At 71.5% G+C, this 16605-nt stretch carries 11 protein-coding genes and 1 pseudogene; 7 read left to right on the forward strand and 5 right to left on the reverse strand.

Features of this window, described 5'->3' with window-relative positions; all coding sequences use genetic code 11:
- Nucleotides 1-11: 11 nt before the first annotated feature.
- From V6U86_RS11680 to mce, 4 genes are all read right to left on the reverse strand, one after another.
- Nucleotides 12-2219: a hypothetical protein gene (locus V6U86_RS11680; protein WP_334501892.1), complete on the reverse strand. Its 2208-nt coding sequence runs from the start codon at nucleotides 2217-2219 to the stop codon at nucleotides 12-14.
- Between the two features lie 177 nt (nucleotides 2220-2396).
- On the reverse strand, nucleotides 2397-3659 hold the full coding sequence (locus V6U86_RS11685) for a DivIVA domain-containing protein (protein ID WP_124773563.1): 1263 nt from the start codon (nucleotides 3657-3659) through the stop codon (nucleotides 2397-2399).
- Nucleotides 3660-3990: 331 nt separating this feature from the next.
- The gene (ccrA, locus tag V6U86_RS11690) at nucleotides 3991-5346 is read right to left on the reverse strand and encodes a crotonyl-CoA carboxylase/reductase (RefSeq protein ID WP_334502265.1); all 1356 of its coding nucleotides are present in this window, start codon (nucleotides 5344-5346) and stop codon (nucleotides 3991-3993) included.
- Between the two features lie 342 nt (nucleotides 5347-5688).
- Nucleotides 5689-6165, reverse strand: a complete 477-nt coding sequence (gene mce, locus V6U86_RS11695; protein WP_334501896.1) for a methylmalonyl-CoA epimerase — start codon at nucleotides 6163-6165, stop codon at nucleotides 5689-5691.
- A 61-nt stretch (nucleotides 6166-6226) separates the two neighbouring features.
- Here mce and V6U86_RS11700 point away from each other — a divergent pair, with 61 nt between their 5' ends.
- From V6U86_RS11700 to V6U86_RS11730, 7 genes and pseudogenes are all read left to right on the forward strand, one after another.
- On the forward strand, nucleotides 6227-7426 hold the full coding sequence (locus tag V6U86_RS11700) for an acetyl-CoA C-acetyltransferase (RefSeq protein WP_334501897.1): 1200 nt from the start codon (nucleotides 6227-6229) through the stop codon (nucleotides 7424-7426).
- A 55-nt stretch (nucleotides 7427-7481) separates the two neighbouring features.
- Nucleotides 7482-8483, forward strand: coding sequence for a methylmalonyl Co-A mutase-associated GTPase MeaB (meaB, locus tag V6U86_RS11705; protein WP_334501898.1), 1002 nt, complete (start codon nucleotides 7482-7484; stop codon nucleotides 8481-8483).
- A 275-nt stretch (nucleotides 8484-8758) separates the two neighbouring features.
- On the forward strand, nucleotides 8759-9175 hold the full coding sequence (locus V6U86_RS11710) for an Asp23/Gls24 family envelope stress response protein (protein ID WP_334501900.1): 417 nt from the start codon (nucleotides 8759-8761) through the stop codon (nucleotides 9173-9175).
- Nucleotides 9176-9213: 38 nt separating this feature from the next.
- Nucleotides 9214-9627 carry an Asp23/Gls24 family envelope stress response protein gene (locus tag V6U86_RS11715; RefSeq protein ID WP_334501902.1) on the forward strand — a complete coding sequence of 138 codons (414 nt, stop codon included), beginning with the start codon at nucleotides 9214-9216 and terminating at the stop codon, nucleotides 9625-9627.
- A 119-nt stretch (nucleotides 9628-9746) separates the two neighbouring features.
- Nucleotides 9747-11435, forward strand: coding sequence for an acyl-CoA mutase large subunit family protein (locus tag V6U86_RS11720; RefSeq protein ID WP_334501904.1), 1689 nt, complete (start codon nucleotides 9747-9749; stop codon nucleotides 11433-11435).
- Between the two features lie 190 nt (nucleotides 11436-11625).
- Nucleotides 11626-12549 (forward strand): tetratricopeptide repeat protein, encoded by a 924-nt coding sequence (locus tag V6U86_RS11725; RefSeq protein ID WP_334501906.1) that lies wholly within the window; start codon nucleotides 11626-11628, stop codon nucleotides 12547-12549.
- A gap of 66 nt (nucleotides 12550-12615) precedes the next feature.
- Nucleotides 12616-13582 (forward strand): annotated as a pseudogene (locus V6U86_RS11730) (arginase family protein); the annotation flags it as partial.
- An 818-nt stretch (nucleotides 13583-14400) separates the two neighbouring features.
- On the opposite strand, the gene V6U86_RS11735 reads toward V6U86_RS11730, so the two are convergent.
- Nucleotides 14401-16365, reverse strand: a complete 1965-nt coding sequence (locus V6U86_RS11735; protein WP_334501909.1) for a penicillin-binding transpeptidase domain-containing protein — start codon at nucleotides 16363-16365, stop codon at nucleotides 14401-14403.
- Nucleotides 16366-16605: the final 240 nt, after the last annotated feature.

The following is a 16605-nucleotide window of genomic DNA, read 5'->3' on the forward strand; positions in this document are numbered from 1 at the left end:
GTGGGTGGCGGTCAGTCCTTGTCGAGGGTGACCTTGCTGGGCTTGGCGCTGCGCTCGTCGGTGGTCGGCTTACTGGGTCGCTTGCCGTTCTCACCGGTGCTAGTGATCTTGGTGGGCTTGGCGCCCCGGCCACCCTCGCCCGGAACGGCGGCCACGGTCGGCTCCCCGTCCACCCCGGCGCTCGCCGTCCCACCATCCACGGTGGTCACCGGCTCGGCCACCGGCCGTGTCGAGGACTGCCCGGACTCCTCCGCACCCGCGTTCACCGGCTGCCTGGTGTCGGCGGGCTCGGCCTTCAGCCCGGTGCCCGTGCCGGTGCCCGATTCGCCCGCACCCGAACCGGCGGCCGTGCCGGCGGAAACGCTCACGTCGTCGTCCCCACCACCGGACCCGCTGCTCGCGCCAGACCCATCGCTCGCGCCGGCCCCGCTACCGGACCCGCCGCTTGCGCCGGCCCCGCTACCGGACCCGTTGCTCGCGCCGGCCCCGCTACCGGACCCGTTGCTCGCGCCGGCCGGCGCGGTCGGGCCGTCGATCGGACCGGCGACGCTCTGCAACCGCAGCTCGGACATCTGACGCTGGAGCTCGTCGGACTCCTGTCGGGCCTTCCAGGTCTCCTGCCGCAGATCCGCGAGCTGCTGCTGGGCCTGGGCGATCTCCAGCATCACCTGAGCCAACTGCTGCCGGCCCGCCGCCGACTCCTGCTGAGTCGCGGCCAGGTGCTGCTGGGTGGTGGCCAGGTGCTGCTGGGTGGTGGCCGCGTACTCCTCGAACTGCCGCCGGGACGCCGCAACATGCTCGTCGGCCTTGCGGCGCTTGTCGCCAGCTTCGGTCTCGGCCCGACTCAGCAGCTCGGCGGCCTCCGCCTCGGACCGCTGGCGCAGCGCCGCCGCGTCCTGCTCGGCTGCCTGACGGATGCCGGCCGCGCCCTGCTCGATCTCGTTCTTACGAGCGGCGTACTCGGTCTCCAGCTCGTTCTTCCGGGTGGAGTATTCCGTCTCCAGCTCGTCGCGGCGGGTGGTGAAGCCGGTCTCCAGCTCCTGCTGGCGGCTGGTGAACCCGGTCTCCAGCTCCTGCTGACGCGACGCGTGCTGCTTGTCCAGCTCGTCGCGGCGCTTGGCGAACTCCTGCTCGGCCGTGGACCGTCGCTGCGCCAGCTCCCGGTCGGCGGCCTCCCGACGGGAGTTGACCTCCTGCTCCACCCCGGCCCGCCAGGCGCCCAGCTCCTGCTGGGTCTGCGCCCGGGTGTGCTGCACGTACGCCTCGGTCTCGGTGCGCATCCGCTGCACGTACGCCTCGGTCTCGGCGCGGCTGCGCTTCGCGGACTCGGTGGCCTGCGTCGTCAGCCGCTCGGCCTCCTGCTGCGCCTTGGCGCGGGTGGCCCGGCCCGCCATCGACGCGTCGTCGATGATCTGCTTGGCCTCCTGCTGTGCCTTGGCGTGGGTGGCCCGCCCGGCCTCGGTCGCGGTGTCGGTGAGCCGCTTGGCCTCCTGGAGAGCCTTGGCGTGCACCTCCTTGGCGGCATCGCGCAGGTCGCTGGCCTCCTGCCGGGCGTTGGTCAGCGTCTCGCGGGCCGTCTCGCGCAGCTTGGTGGCCTCCTGCTGGGCCCGGGTGTGGATCTCCTTGGCGGAATCCCGCAGCTGGGTGGCCTCGTGCTGGGCCTTCGCCAGCGCGTCCTGCGCCGCCCTGCGCAACTGCGCCGACTCATCCTTGGCCGACCGCAGGGTCGTCTCCGCCTCGGCCCGGCGGGCGGCGCTGTGCCGCTCCTCCTCCGCGCGTCGGGCGGCGAGGGCGATCTCGAAGTCCTTCAGTGCCCGCGCGGCCTGCTCGCGGGCCTCCTCGATGATGTGCTCGGCCGCGGCGCGACGGGCCTCGATCTCCCCGTTGGCGTCGACGAGGATCTGCTCGGCCTGCTCCTCGGCGAGAGTGAGGATCGACTCGACCCGCGGGCCGAGATGGCGGAACGATGCCCGGTCGACCACGTTCATCTGCTTGCGCACCTGGGTCAGGTCACGCTGGAGAACCTCGACCTGGCCGGCGAGCTTGTGGATCTGTGTGTACGCCTGTTCCCGTTCGGAAGCGAGGGTCGCAATCTCGTGCTCAGCACGTGCGACATAACGGTCGACCTGTTTCTTCTCGTACCCCCGCAGAGCGGACTCGAAGCTGGGCTCCGTCGTCACGTCCCCGCCAAGGGCGAACAGTTCCTCGCCGTGCGACATGCCCCCATCCTCACACGCAACGGGCCCTGCTGGGGCGATACGGACGGCCCTTGTGGGAGCTAGTTCACTCCGTTGCTGCTGGCGGACACCACCGGCGGGGAAACGCACACGGCGCGAGGTGGCACCGGTTACCCAGTGTCACCTCGCGCCGTCGATGCCCCGACCTGACGCCTCGCGTCAGCCGGCGGTCTCCGCGGGCACCCGCTCCTGACCGCCGTCGTTCTTCTTGGCGTCCGGCTTGGCAGCCGGAGCGGCCTGCGCCGGCATCCCCGGGACGATGCCGGCGAGCCCGGAGAGCATCTGACCCAGCTGCGAGGTGACCGCATCCTTCTGCCGGGTGAGGTCCTCGACCTCGCGGCGGGCGGCCTGCGTGGTCAGCTCGGCCTCGGTGCGAGCCTCGGTGAGCAGACGCTGCGACTCGGCCTTCGCCTCGTTGAGGGTCTTCTCCGAGTGGGCCTTGGCCTTGTCGACAGTTTCGGCGGCGTTGCGCTCCGACTCGACCCGCCGCGCCTCGGCGCGCTGCTCGATCTCCTTGGCCCGCTCCTGCGCGGCGCGGGCACGCTGCTCGGCCTCGCTGACCATCTTCTGGGTCTGTGCGACCTGGGCGGCGTGGCGCTCGGACTCCTCGCGCTCGGCCTTCTCCCGCCGCTCGGCAAGCTGGAGCTCCAGGGCCTGCAGGTCCTTGTCGCGCTTGTCGCGCGCATCGGTGAGCAGCTTGGTCGCCTCGGCGCGCTTCTCCTCAGCCTCGCGGGCTGCCTTCGCCCGCTGCTGGGTGATCTCCCGCTCCGCGGTGGCCCGGAGGGTGGCGACCTCCCGCTCGACTGTCGACTTCAGCTCGGCCACCTCGTGCGCGGTGACCGTACGCAGCTGCTTGGTCTCACGGTCGGCGTCGGCGCGCAGCGTGTCGGCCTCGCGGCGGGCCTGCACCCGGACCTCGGCGGCCTCGCGCTCGGCGGCCGTACGCAGGTTGCCCGCCTCGCGCTCGGCGCTCGCCTTCATGGCGGCGGCTTCGGCGCGGGCCTTGTCGGTGATCTCACGGGCCTCGAGGCGGGCGGCGGAGAGGATGCCCTCCGACTCGCGCTTGGCCTCGTTGCGGTGGTCGTTGGCCTGCTCCTCGGCGAGCCGGAGGATCTGCTCGACGCGGGTGCCAAGCCCGGAGAGGGTGGGTCGGCTGTTCTCTTCGAGCTGCTTGTTCGTGTCGGTGAGCTTCTGCTCCAGCGCGCTCATGCGCTGCTCGGCCTGGCGGAGCCGACGCTGGGCGTCGTTCATCCGCTGCTCGGCCTCGGCACGGGCCTGCTCGGACTGGGTCAGCGCGGCGGTCATCCGGCCGAGGAAGTCGTCGACCTGATGGGTGTTGTATCCGCGCAGGCCAACGGTGAAATCTGGCTGCGAGTTCGCGTTATCGAAGAACGCGAGAGGGGAGGACTGCTGCTGGGGCATTGGGACATACTGGCAGACGCCCCAGGGTGCTTCGCAAGAGCGGTGCGAAGCTTTCATGCCCTCTTTACATGGTCAACTCCTACGATCGACGGGGTTGGACCAAGCGGCGATCTTGGCAGGTCCCGGCGGGTTGGGCACCACGCAGCGTGACGCGGAAAAGGGCCCCGGGGTTACCCCGAGGCCCTTTGTTCGATCCGGGCGGGTTATCCGCGAATGGGGGCGGAAGAACAATGAGCGATCATCGCAATGGTCATCCAGCGTTCCACCGTCCGGCCGGGGCCCCGCAACCGGTCGTGCCGGTCAGAGGCCGCGCCGGGCCGGTCGTGCCCCGTCAGTGACCCCGGAACCGGTTGATCGCGTCCTCGTGCTGGGCCCGCAACTCCCCGTCGCGTACGCCCAGCCCGTCGGTGGGCGCCAGGCAGCGCACGCCGACCTTGCCCTGGTGGGCGTTGCGGTGCACCTCGTACGCGGCCTGACCGGTCTGCTCCAACGGGTAGGTGCGGGAGACCGTCGGGTGCACCTTGCCCAGCGCGACCAGGCGGTTGGCCTGCCACGCCTCGTGGTAGTTGGCGAAGTGGCTGCCGACGATCCGTTTGAGGTGCATCCACAGGTAACGGTTGTCGTACTGGTGCTGGAAGCCGCTGGTGGAGGCGCAGGTGACGATGGTCCCGCCGCGCCGGGCCACGTAGACGCTGGCGCCGAACGTCTCCCGGCCCGGGTGCTCGAACACGATGTCCGGGTCCTCGCCGCTGGTCAGTTCGCGGATCCGCTCGCCGAGGCGCCGCCACTCGTCCGGGTCCTGGGTCTCCTCGTCCTTCCAGAAGCGGAAGCCCTCGGCGGCCCGGTCGATGACCAGCTCCGCGCCCATCCTGCGGCACAGCTCGGCCTTCTCCGGTGAGGACACCACGCAGACCGGGATGGCGCCGCCGTTGAGCGCCATCTGGGTGGCGTACCCACCGAGGCCGCCGGAGGCGCCCCAGATCAGCACCACGTCGCCCTGTTTCATGTTGGCGCCGTGGTGCGAGACGAGCTGCCGGTACGCGGTGGAGTTGACCAGCCCGGGGCTGGCCGCCTCCTCCCAGCTCAGGTGCCGTGGCTTGGGCATCAGCTGGTTGGCCTTGACCACGGCCAGCTCGGCCAGCCCGCCGAAGTTGGTCTCGAAGCCCCAGATCCGCTGCTGCGGGTCGAGCATCGTGTCGTCGTGCCCGGCCGCGTCCTCCAACTCGACGGAGAGGCAGTGCGCGACCACCTCGTCGCCGGGCGCCCAGCGGGTCACCCCGGGGCCGGTGCGCAGCACCACGCCCGCCGCGTCCGAGCCGACCACGTGGTACGGCAGGTCGTGTCGGCGGGTCAGCTCGGAGACCCGGCCGTAGCGTTCCAGGAACTTGAAGGTGGACACCGGCTCGAAGAGGCTGGTCCACACCGTGTTGTAGTTGATCGCACTGGCCATCACCGCGACCAGCGCCTCGCCCGGCGCCAGCTCCGGCGTCGGCACTTCCTGCACGTGCAGCGCCTTGCGCGGGTCCTTGTCCCGGGTGGCCATGCCGTCGAACATCCGGGCCTCCTCGGCGCGGACGACCACACCCCGGTAGCTATCCGGTACGGGCAGCCCGGCGACGCCGGCGAGTTCGCGGTCCGGATCGTTCGATTCCTCCGCCGCCATGATCGCTTCGAGGATGTCCTGCACGGTGACCTCCGGTTCATCCGCACCCGCGCGGGCCCGGGTGCTGCCATCGTCGGCGCCGGTGGGGCACGACCGCCATGTCGGCATTCGACACATCCGGCACCGGTCGCGCTCCTGTGGGGCCGGACGTTACTGAACGGTAGCTAGAGCGGGAAGTCCTCTGTGAAAAACTGCATCCGCCGATGCGTGAAGGTGTCCAGCGACCCCGCCAACCGCGCACTGACGTGCGCGCCCACCCCTGCCGCCCCTGTTGATCAAGAGCTTTCGGTCACCTACGAGGCGCAGGATGACGCAAACTTCTTGATCAACAGGGGGAGGGCGGTGGGGCGCAGGGGGCGGTGGGGATCAGTGGGCGGTGGGGGCGGGTTGGACCAGTTCTACGAGGACGCCACCGGCGTCCTTGGGGTGGACGAAGTTGATCCGGCTGTCCGCGGTGCCGCGCCTCGGGGCGTCGTAGAGCAGGCGCATGCCGCGCTCACGCAGCGCCGCGCACGCCGCGTCGATGTCCACCACGGTGTACGCGACCTGCTGCACGCCCGGCCCGTTGCGGTCCAGGAACTTCGCGATCGTCGACTCGGGGGTGAGCGGGGCGAGCAACTGCACGCAGCCGCCCTCGGTCGTCGGCCCGACTGCCAGCATCGCTTCCCGTACGCCCTGCTCGACGTTGGTCTCCACGTGTACGCAGCGCATCCCGAACGTCCGCTGGTAGAAGTCGATCGCGGCGTCGAGGTCGGCCACGGCTATCCCGACGTGGTCAATCTTGCGAAGGCCGATGTCTGTGATGTAGTCCGCACCGGGCTCGACGGGGGAGTTCTCTGCCATGGCGCTAGTCTGGCCGAACAATCGTTAAGGCGTACAGTTCGGCACCCCCTCGGAGGCAGGCATGGCTTCGGTGATCGTCAGCGGCGCGCGGACCCCGATGGGCCGGCTGCTGGGCAACCTCAAGGACCTTCCGGCCACCAAGCTCGGCGGGATCGCCATCAAGGCGGCGCTGGAGCGGGCCGGTGTCAGCCCGGACCAGGTCCAGTACGTGATCATGGGGCAGGTGTTGCAGGCCGGCGCCGGTCAGATCCCGGCTCGGCAGGCGGCGGTCGAGGCCGGTGTGCCGATGTCCGTGCCGGCGCTGACCATCAACAAGGTCTGCCTCTCCGGCCTGGACGCGATCGCCCTGGCCGACCAGCTGATCCGCGCCGGTGAGTTCGACATCGTGGTGGCCGGCGGCATGGAGTCGATGACCAACGCCCCGCACCTGCTGATGGGCCAGCGCACCGGCTACAAGTACGGCGATGTGGTGGTCAAGGACCACATGGCACACGACGGGCTCAGCGACGCCTGGGACTGCTGCTCGATGGGCGAGTCGACCGAGCGGCTCGGTGCCAAGCACGGCATCACGCGTGCGGAGCAGGACGCCTTCGCCGCCGCCAGCCACCAGCGGGCCGCCGCGGCGCAGAAGAACGGTCACTTCGCCGACGAGATCGCTCCCGTGGTCATTCCGCAGCGCAAGGGTGACCCGCTGGTGATCAGCGAGGACGAGGGCATCCGCCCGGACACCACCGTCGAGTCGCTGGCGAAGCTGCGCCCCGCCTTCGCCAAGGACGGCACCATCACCGCCGGCAGTTCGTCGCCGATCTCCGACGGCGCCGCCGCGGTCCTCGTGATGAGCAAGGCCAAGGCGAAGGAGCTGGGGCTGACCTGGCTGGCCGAGGTCGGCGCGCACGGCAACGTGGCGGGCCCGGACAACTCCCTGCACTCGCAGCCGTCCAACGCGATCAACCACGCCCTGAAGAAGGGTGGCCTGAGCGTGGCGGACCTGGACCTCATCGAGATCAACGAGGCGTTCGCTCAGGTGGGTGTCCAGTCCACCCGGGACCTGGGGATCAGCCCGGACAAGGTCAACGTCAACGGCGGCGCGATCGCGCTGGGCCACCCGATCGGTATGTCCGGCGCGCGTCTCGTCCTCACCCTCGCCCTGGAGCTGAAGCGGCGCGGCGGTGGCACCGGCGCGGCGGCGCTCTGTGGCGGCGGTGGCCAGGGCGACGCGCTGATCATCCACGTGCCGGGAGAAGCCGCGGCCGGCAAGTGAGCGCGAGGAGTGAGCCGGTTTTGCGAGCCCCGCAGTCGCGAACAAAGATGATGCAGTGAGCGAAGCTGAGCAGGTTCCGGCGGCGGGCATCACCTCGGTGCGCCGCAGCCGGGACGTACCGCTGCTGGTCGAGCGGGCCCGCGCGGGTGACCCCCGGGCGGTGGCCCGCCTGATCACGTTGGTGGAGAACGGTGACGCGCTGTTGCCGGCGATCGCCGCGGCGCTGGCGCCGTACGCCGGGCAGGCCCAGGTGGTCGGGCTGACCGGTTCGCCCGGGGTGGGCAAGTCGACCACCACGAACGAGCTGGTCCGGGCACTGCGGGCGCAAGGGCACCGGGTCGGTGTGCTGGCGGTCGACCCGTCCAGCCCGTTCACCGGTGGGGCGATCCTCGGTGACCGGGTGCGGATGCAGGACCACGCCACCGATCCGGGCGTCTACATCCGGTCGATGTCCAGCCGGGGGCACCTCGGTGGGTTGGCCGCGGCGACGCCGCAGGCGGTCCGGGTGCTGGAGGGCGCCGGCTGTGACGTGGTGCTGGTGGAGACTGTCGGCGTCGGGCAGGCCGAGGTGGAGGTCGCCTCGCTGGCCGACACGACGCTGGTGCTGCTCGCGCCCGGGATGGGTGACGCGATCCAGGCGGTGAAGGCCGGCATCCTGGAGATCGCCGACGTGTTCGTGGTCAACAAGGCCGACCGGGACGGCGTCGATGCCACCGTCCGGGACATCCAGGGCATGATCGCTCTCGGTGAGCGCGGGCCGGGGCAGTGGCGGCCGCAGGTGGTCCGGTCGGTCGCCGCGCGCGGCGAGGGCATCGACGACATCGCCGCCGCCATCGACAAGCACCGGGGCTGGCTGGTCGAGCACGGCGAGCTGCGCCGCCGCCAGGAGGCTCGGGCCGCCGCCGAGGTCGAGGCGATCGCGCTCGGCATCCTCCGCGCCCGGATCGGCTCCCTTCGCGACGGTACGCAGTTGTCCACTCTCGCCGCACAGGTGGCTGAGGGTGCGACCGACCCGTACACGGCGGCGGACGAGTTGCTCGCCCAGCTCGCCCGCTGACTCGGGACTTCGGCGCGGCCGCCGCCGACGGCCGCGCTTCAGCTGGGTCCACTTGCAGTGGTTCCAGCGGCTGATCCACACGGTGCCCCGGCCGAACCCGCCAAACTGGACACTTCCGGCGGCCTCTCCCGGCACCGGCCGCGCGCCGCGTGCCCGGAAGCGAAGGTCGCTCCGCTTTTAGTAGGCTCGCGGCGCGTGGCCGGGAGCGAGGCTGGCCCGCGGCGGGCTGACGAGACGGTCGGTCCACAATGTGCCGGACCAGGGGAGATGTGATCATGACGGATGCGGTGGAGAACGCCGGTACGGTGCCGCCCGCGACGGCCGACGCTCGGGGTGGCACGTTGGTCTCCGACGAGGTCGTGGAGAAGATCGCCGGTGCCGCCGCTCGTTCGGTGCCCGGCGTCGCCGATCTCGGCGGTGACGTGGCCCGATTCTTCAACAGCATCCTGGACAAGGTCGGTCTGGACGAGGCGGGCGACGCCCGTCGAGGCATCTCGGCCGACGTGAAGGGCACCTCGGCGGTCATCAACGTCGTTCTGGTGATCGACGCCGGTCAGGTCGTGTCCGACGTGACCGAGGCGGTGCGGGTTGCGGTGATCGAGGCCGTGGAGAAGTACGGCCTGACGGTCACCCAGGTCAACATCACGGTGGACGACATCGAACTGAACCAGCCCGGTGCAGCCGGAGCCTGAGGCGTAGGCGCGGTGACGCGAGCAGTAGGGGAGCGGCTGTGGACCACGAGGTGACGCAGGAGCTGGCCGCGGCGTCGGTGCCGGCCGGCGGAACGACGAAGGTCGCCGACGAGGTGGTCGAGAAGATCGCCGTCGCGGCGGCCAAGGCGGTGCCCGGGGTGGTCGAGCTGGGCGGGGACGTCGCCCGGTTCTTCAACGCGGTGCTCGACCGGGTCGGGCTGGACCAGCTGGGCGACGCCCGGCGGGGCTGTTCGGCCTATGTGACCGGGGACGCCGTAGTGATCAACCTGGTGCTGGTGATCGAGGCCGGTCGCCCGGTGCCGGAGATCACCGGCGAGGTGCGCGCCCAGGTGACGGAGGCGGTCGAGGCGTACGGGTTGCGGGTCGACGAGGTCAACATCCGGGTCGACGACGTGACGATCGGTGGGCCCGGCAGCACGACGCCGGCCTGAGAGGTTCATGATCGACCCGGTGTTGATCGTTACCCGCCGGTAGGCAGTGACTTAGCGATCGTTCAGGTGAGGGCTCTACACTCGACGTGCAGTCGAGGACCCGAGGAGGAGCCCTGCTCATGGACGCCGACGAGATCGACGCCGGACGGGCGCGCTGGCAGGCCCGGTACGACGCCGCGCGCAAGCGGGACGCGGACTTCACCACGCTCTCCGGGATGCCGGTGGAGCCGGTGTACGGGCCGCCGGAGGGCGCCACCTATCCGGGCTTCGAACGGATCGGCTGGCCGGGCGAGTACCCGTACACCCGGGGTTTGTATCCGACCGGCTACCGCGGGCGGACCTGGACGATCCGGCAGTTCGCCGGCTTCGGCAACGCCCAGCAGACCAACGAGCGTTACAAGATGATCCTCGGCGCGGGTGGCGGCGGCCTCTCGGTCGCGTTCGACATGCCGACGCTGATGGGCCGCGACTCGGACGACCCGCAGGCGCTCGGCGAGGTCGGCCACTGCGGCGTGGCCATCGACACCGCCACCGACATGCAGACGCTCTTCGACGGCATCGACCTGGCCGGCGTCACCACCTCGATGACCATCTCCGGCCCAGCCGTGCCGGTGTTCTGCATGTACCTGGTCGCCGCCGAGCGGCAGGGCGCCGACCTGTCCAAGCTGGACGGCACCCTGCAGACCGACATCTTCAAGGAGTACATCGCGCAGAAGGAGTGGCTCTTCGACCCGGAGCCGCACCTGCGCCTGATCGGCGACCTGATGGAGTACTGCGCCCGGGAGATCCCGCGTTACAAGCCGCTGTCGGTCTCCGGCTACCACATCCGCGAGGCCGGCTCGACGGCCGCGCAGGAGCTGGCGTACACCCTGGCGGACGGCTTCGGCTACGTCGAGCTGGGCCTCTCGCGTGGGCTGGACGTGAACGTCTTCGCACCGGGGCTGAGCTTCTTCTTCGACTCGCACCTCGACTTCTTCGAGGAGATCGCCAAGTTCCGGGCCGCCCGCCGGATCTGGGCCCGCTGGCTGCGCGACGTCTACGGCGCGACCAGCGAGAAGGCCCTCTGGCTGCGGTTCCACACGCAGACCGCGGGGGTGTCGCTGACCGCGCAGCAGCCGGTCAACAACGTGGTACGCACCGCCGTCGAGGCTCTCGCGGCGGTGCTCGGCGGCACGAACTCGCTGCACACCAACGCGCTTGACGAGACCCTGGCGCTGCCCACCGACGAGTCCGCCGAGATCGCCCTGCGTACCCAGCAGGTGCTGATGGAGGAGACCGGTGTGGTCAACGTGGCCGACCCGCTCGGCGGCTCCTGGTACGTCGAGGCGCTGACCGACAAGATCGAGGCCGAGGCGGAGGAGATCTTCGCCCGGATCCGGCAGCTCGGCGGGGACGGGCCGCACCAGATCGGCCCGATGACCTCGGGCATCCTGCGCGGTATCGAGGACGGCTGGTTCACCGGGCACATCGCCGAGTCGGCCTTCGTCTACCAGCAGGCCCTCGAAAAGGGCGACAAGAAGATCGTCGGGGTCAACTGCCACACCGGCACGGTCGCCAAGGAGCTGGAGATCCTTCGCATCTCGCACGAGGTGGAGCTGGAGCAGCGCCGGGTGCTCGCTGAGCGCAAGAGCGCGCGGAACGAGTCAGCGGTGCGCGCGGCGGTGACCCGGATGATCGAGGCCAGCCGTACCGACGAGAACATGATCCCCGCCATGCTGGATGCGGTCCGCGCCGAGGCGACCCTGGGCGAGATCTGCGACGCCCTGCGTGCCGAATGGGGCACCTACCGAGAACCAGCCCGCTTCTGACCCCCACCCACCCCACCCCCACCCCCCACCCCGTCGATCTTGCAGTTTCTGCGCCGACATAAGGCATAAATGCGGCGTACCGGCGACAGAATGTGCAAGATCGCGGGGGTGGGGGCGGTGGCGTGAGAGTTGCAACGTCGGGGTTGCGGGTGAGCTGAGATCGGGGGCTCACGTGCGAGACTAGGTAACCATGAGCGACCCACGGATCACCTCGTCGATCTTCACCCGCGGCGCGGTCGACCTCAGCACGCTGCGTGGCCCCGCACCAGCAAGTTCCCGCCCCGGCACGCCCCCGCAGGGCGGCCCGTCCAACGGCGCACCCACCGCGTCGACCGCCGGTGGTGACACCGCCATCGTGGACGTCACCGAGGCGACCATCCAGTCCGACGTGCTCGAACGCTCGATGGCCATGCCCGTCGTCGTGTTCTTCGGCGCGGCCGGCTTCCCGGAGAGCGACGAGTTCGCCCCGGTCCTGGAGCGGCTGAACGCCGAGGGGGGCGGCACCTGGGTGTTGGCCCGGGTCGACGTGCAGGAAAATCCCCGCATCGCCCAGATGTTCCGGGTGCAGGGCATTCCCATGGTCTACGCGGTCGTCGGTGGCCAGCCGGTCGACGCCTTCTCCGGAGTGGTGCCCGAGCCGCAGCTGCGGCAGTGGCTCCAAGCAGTCCTCAAGGCCGGCGGCGTGACCGTCGCCGAGCCGGAGGACCCCCGCCTCGACGAGGCCGACGACGCACTGATGAGCGGCGATCTGGATGCCGCCGAGCAGGCGTACCGCAAGATCCTTGCCGACGCCCCGGCGGACGCCGCGGCCACGGCGGGGCTGGCCCAGGTCGGGGTGGCCCGCCGGGTGGCCGGCGCCGACCCGTCCGCCGCGCTGGCCGCCGCCGAGAGCGCCCCCGACGACGTCGCCGCCCAACTGCTGGCCGCTGACATCGAGGTGCTCAGCGGCCTGGCCGAGCAGGCGTACGCACGGCTCGTCGGTCTGGTCCGGCGCACCGCCGGGGAGGATCGTGAGACGGTTCGCCAGCACCTGGTCTCGCTCTTCTCCATCGCCGGCCCGGACGATCCGGCAGTCGCCTCGGCGCGTCGGGCCCTGGCCAGCGCCCTGTTCTGAGTTCGTAGCACGCCAGCGCGGGCCGGCGTTCCGGCCGGCCCGCCCGACCACCGAGGACGGGAGCTCATGATGCGCCGGATCGCCGTCCTCGACGCGCCGACAAATCTCGGTTTACGGCCGCCGACGCCCACGTCGGTCCCGGGCTGCGCCAAGGCGCCCGGGGCGTTGCGCGACCACGACCTGCTGGCCCGGCTCCGTGCCCGCGACGCCGGTTGCGTCACCCCCGCCCGGTACGACCCGGGGGACTGGCGGCCCGGCGACGGGGTGTGTCACGCCCGAGAGATCGCCGACTACTCCCTGGCCCTCGCCGAACGCATCGGCTCGATCATCGACCGGGGCGAGTTCCCGGTGGTGCTGGGCGGCGACTGCTCCGTGCTGCTCGGCTCGGCCCTGGCCATGCACCGCCTCGGCGAGGCCGTCGGCGGGCGGATCGGGCTGGTCTTCGTCGACGGGCACTCCGACTTCCGGCACCCCGGCAACGCGTCCTACGTCGGCGCCGCCGCCGGTGAGGATCTGGCCCTGGTCACCGGGCGAGGGCAGGCGGACCTGGCCGCGCTGGAGGGCCGCCGTCCCTACTTCCGCGACATCGACGTGGTGGTGCTCGGCATCCGCGCTCAGGACGAATACCGCCTCGACCTCCAGGCCGCCGGGATCACCACCCGACCGGTGCCGGCGCTGCGTGCCGAAGGCGCCGCCCGGACGGCCCAGTGGGCGCACGAGCAACTCGCCGACTGCGCGGGCTACTGGGTGCACATCGACGTGGACGTGCTCGACCCGGCGGTGATGCCTGCCGTGGACGCCCCCGACCCGGGTGGCATCGCCTTCGCCGAGTTGGAGATCCTGCTCGCCGGGCTGGTCGACACCCCGCACTGCCTCGGCGTGGAGTTGACCGTCTTCGACCCCGACTACGACCCGGACGGCTCGTACGCGGCCGAGATCGTCAACACCGTCGTCGCCGGTCTGGCACCGGTGACGGCCCCGGAAGCCGTGCCGCCCCGACTGCTGTCGGCCCGGCCGACGCCCTCCCCCCGGCGGGGCAACGGCCGTGCCGCGACCGCCACCGAACGTCCAGAGCGGCTCGCTGGGCTTGACGGGCTGGCCGGGCTCGACCGCGCTGAGCGGGCTGCAGGGCTCGACCGCGCTGAGCGGGTTGCGGGGCTTGACGGCACTGCTGACGTCGACTCCGACGGTGTCGGGCCTGCTGCTCTCGGGTCTGCCGGTGTCGAGCCTGCTGGCGTCGGTTCGCCTGGCGTTGGTACGCCTGGCGTCGGGACGCTTGCCGTCGGTTCGTCGGTAAGCGCGATGCCGCACGACGTCGCGGCCCGACCGGTCCTGCCCGAGCCACCGACCAGCGCCGGGACGGCGGCCGAGGCGGAGTCACCCGGCGCGGGCGGGCGGGCCCACTCCGAGCCATCGGGCGTCGCGCCTCTGGTCGACCGCGAACCGGTCGGCCCGCCGGCGTCGGCCGGTCCAGGTCTGCTCCGACGCACGTCGCCGCCCGCACAGAACCAGCCCGAGAGGCACAAAGCCGACACCGCCTGACGTGGCCCTCGGTCACCCGGCTCCTTGGCGGCCCGTCCCTCGGCCACGGCGCGGCCCCCGGCCCCCGGCCACGGCGCGGACCCCGGACCCCGGACCCCGGACCCCGGACCCCGGCCACCCGGCCCTCGGCACCCGGCCCTCGGCCACCCGGCCCTCGGCCACCCGGCCCCCGCCCTGCCTTGATCGACTCGGTATCAAGGAATCCGGGGCATCCGGGTGGCGTGGATACCGCGTTTTCCGCAAAACCGAGTGGATCAAGGCCGAGCGGCGGCCGAGCGGAGGCCGGGCGGCGGCCGGGGGCGGTGGAGGTCAGGTGGTTGGAAGGGCGCGGAGGAAGCGCTCGGCGATCGGGACGGCCGAGGCGGTGCTGGCCCCGCCCCTCTCCACGAAGACGGCGAACGCCACGTCGCCCCGCCAACCGACGAACCAGGCGTGGGTGTGGGCCGGGTTGTCGTCGTACTCGGCGGTGCCGGTCTTGCCGTACACCTCGCCCGGAACATCCTTGAGCGCGCTGCCGGTGCCGGTGGTGACCACCTCGCGCATCATCGTGCGCAGCGCCTCGACGGACTCCGGCTTGAGTTGTTCGCCCGCCGGGGCCGGCTTTGCCGGTGCCGGGTCGATCAGCAGCTTCGGCTGCTCGAAGCGGCCGCGGGCGACTGCGGCGGTGGCGCCGGCCATGGCGAGCGGGCTGACCAGCGTGGTGCCCTGCCCGAACGACGCCGCAGCCTGCTCGGCCGGGCTGCCACCCGTCGAGACCTTGCCGGTGAAGGCGTCCGTGCCGACGTCCCACTGACCCTCCAGGCCCAGCGAACGGCCGGCGGCGGCCAGCCCGTCGCCGCCGAGCTTCGGTGCCAGCGCGGCGAACGCGGTGTTGCAGGACTTGGCGAAGTCGGTGCGGAACGGCACCGAGCCGAGCTCGAAGTTGTCCGAGTTCTTGAAGGACCGGCCGTCCACGGTGAAGGTCTTCGGGCAGTCCACCGGCCCGTCCAGACTGACCGCGCCCCGGTCCAGCAGGCCCAGCGCGCTGACCATCTTGAACGTGGAACCGGGGGGCACCTGGGCGTTGAAGGCCAGATTTTCCCCGGCCGGGCCGGGGCCGTTCGCCGCGGCGAGCACGGCGCCGTCGCTGATCCGGAGCGCCACCAGGGCGGATCGGCGCGACTCGGCGCGCAGAGCCCCGTCGGCCGCGTTCTGGACGGCGACGTCCAGCGTGGTCTTCAGCGGCTGCCCGGGCTGCGGCTCCCGGCGGAACAGTTCGGTGCCGGTGGGTTCGAGTTTGCCGTCCTCGGCCGGACGCTCGACCACCACGGTCAGCCCGGTGCCGCCGCGCAGTCGTTCGTCGTAGCGGCCCTGCAGCCCGCCGTGCCCCACCAGGTCGCCGACGACGTACCGGTCGGGGTGTGCGGCCAGGTCGTCGGCCTGCGCCGGGTCGACAGTGCCGAGCAGCGCACGGGCGAACTCGCGGGTGGGCGCCAGGTCGATCTTGTCGGAGATGAACTTGGTGCCGGGCAGGTCGTAGATCCGGGGCTTGATCTGCCGGTACGCCTCCTCGCGGAGCGACACCACCTCGACGAAGGCACCCGGCTCTGCCTCGGCCACCCGCTCGGGCAGGTCGGCCAGGTCGACGCCGGGGACCAGCGCCGGGCGGATGGCCTTGAACGCCGCGTCGAGGTCCTTGACGAGCTTCTTGAGGTCGGCGACCCCGTTGGGCTGGACACCCACCCGGACCACCGGGCGCGGGGTCACGAGCGGCTTCCCGGCACTGTCCAGCACTGCGGCGCGGGCACCGGCGTCACGGCGCAGCGCCAACCGGTCACCCTTGGTGAGCTGCTCGTGCACCACCTTCGGCTCCCAGATCACCTGCCACTGGTCGTCGTCGCCGTGGGCGAGGCGCAGCTCCCGGTCGTACGCCCAGCGGGTCTGACCGGGCAGGGTCCACTCCACCCGCACTGTCGTGGTCGCGATGTCCTTCGTGATCTTCGGCTCACCGCGTCGCGTCAGGGTGGGCGGGGTGGCCGCCAACTCACCGGAGAGGTCCTTGATCTCGCGAACCACGTCGGCCGACGGCAGTTTCGAGCCCAGCGGGTCGATCAGACCGACGGGCTGGAGGTCGCCGCTGCGCCAGCCGGCGAGGAAGGCGTCCACGGTGCGCTGCGGCCCGTCGTCGGCCGAGCAACCGACCAGGACGCTCGCCGCGAGCAGCGCCGTGGTGACGGCGGCGGCCAGGCGGCGGGCTTGGTTCGGCCGGTGGGGCTGGGGGTACGACAAGGCCATGAAGCTGGTCCTTCCGATCTCGGACTGCCCTCGCACGGTAGTACGCGAACGGCGTCCCCAACGTCCCCCAGGTGCTCGGCCACGCTCAAAGACGGGCCGCACCCGTGTGATGAACATCGCGTGGCGGGGTATCCCGCAGCCGGCCAACCTCGGACCCGCAACGGGTGAAAGGACAAAGTCCCGATCCGGACGTCTGGCTAGTGGTCCGCCGACGAAGGCGCAGAACGGCAGGGCCTAGGC

Source organism: Micromonospora sp. CPCC 205558, from assembly GCF_036902955.1.
GTDB lineage: Bacteria > Actinomycetota > Actinomycetes > Mycobacteriales > Micromonosporaceae > Micromonospora.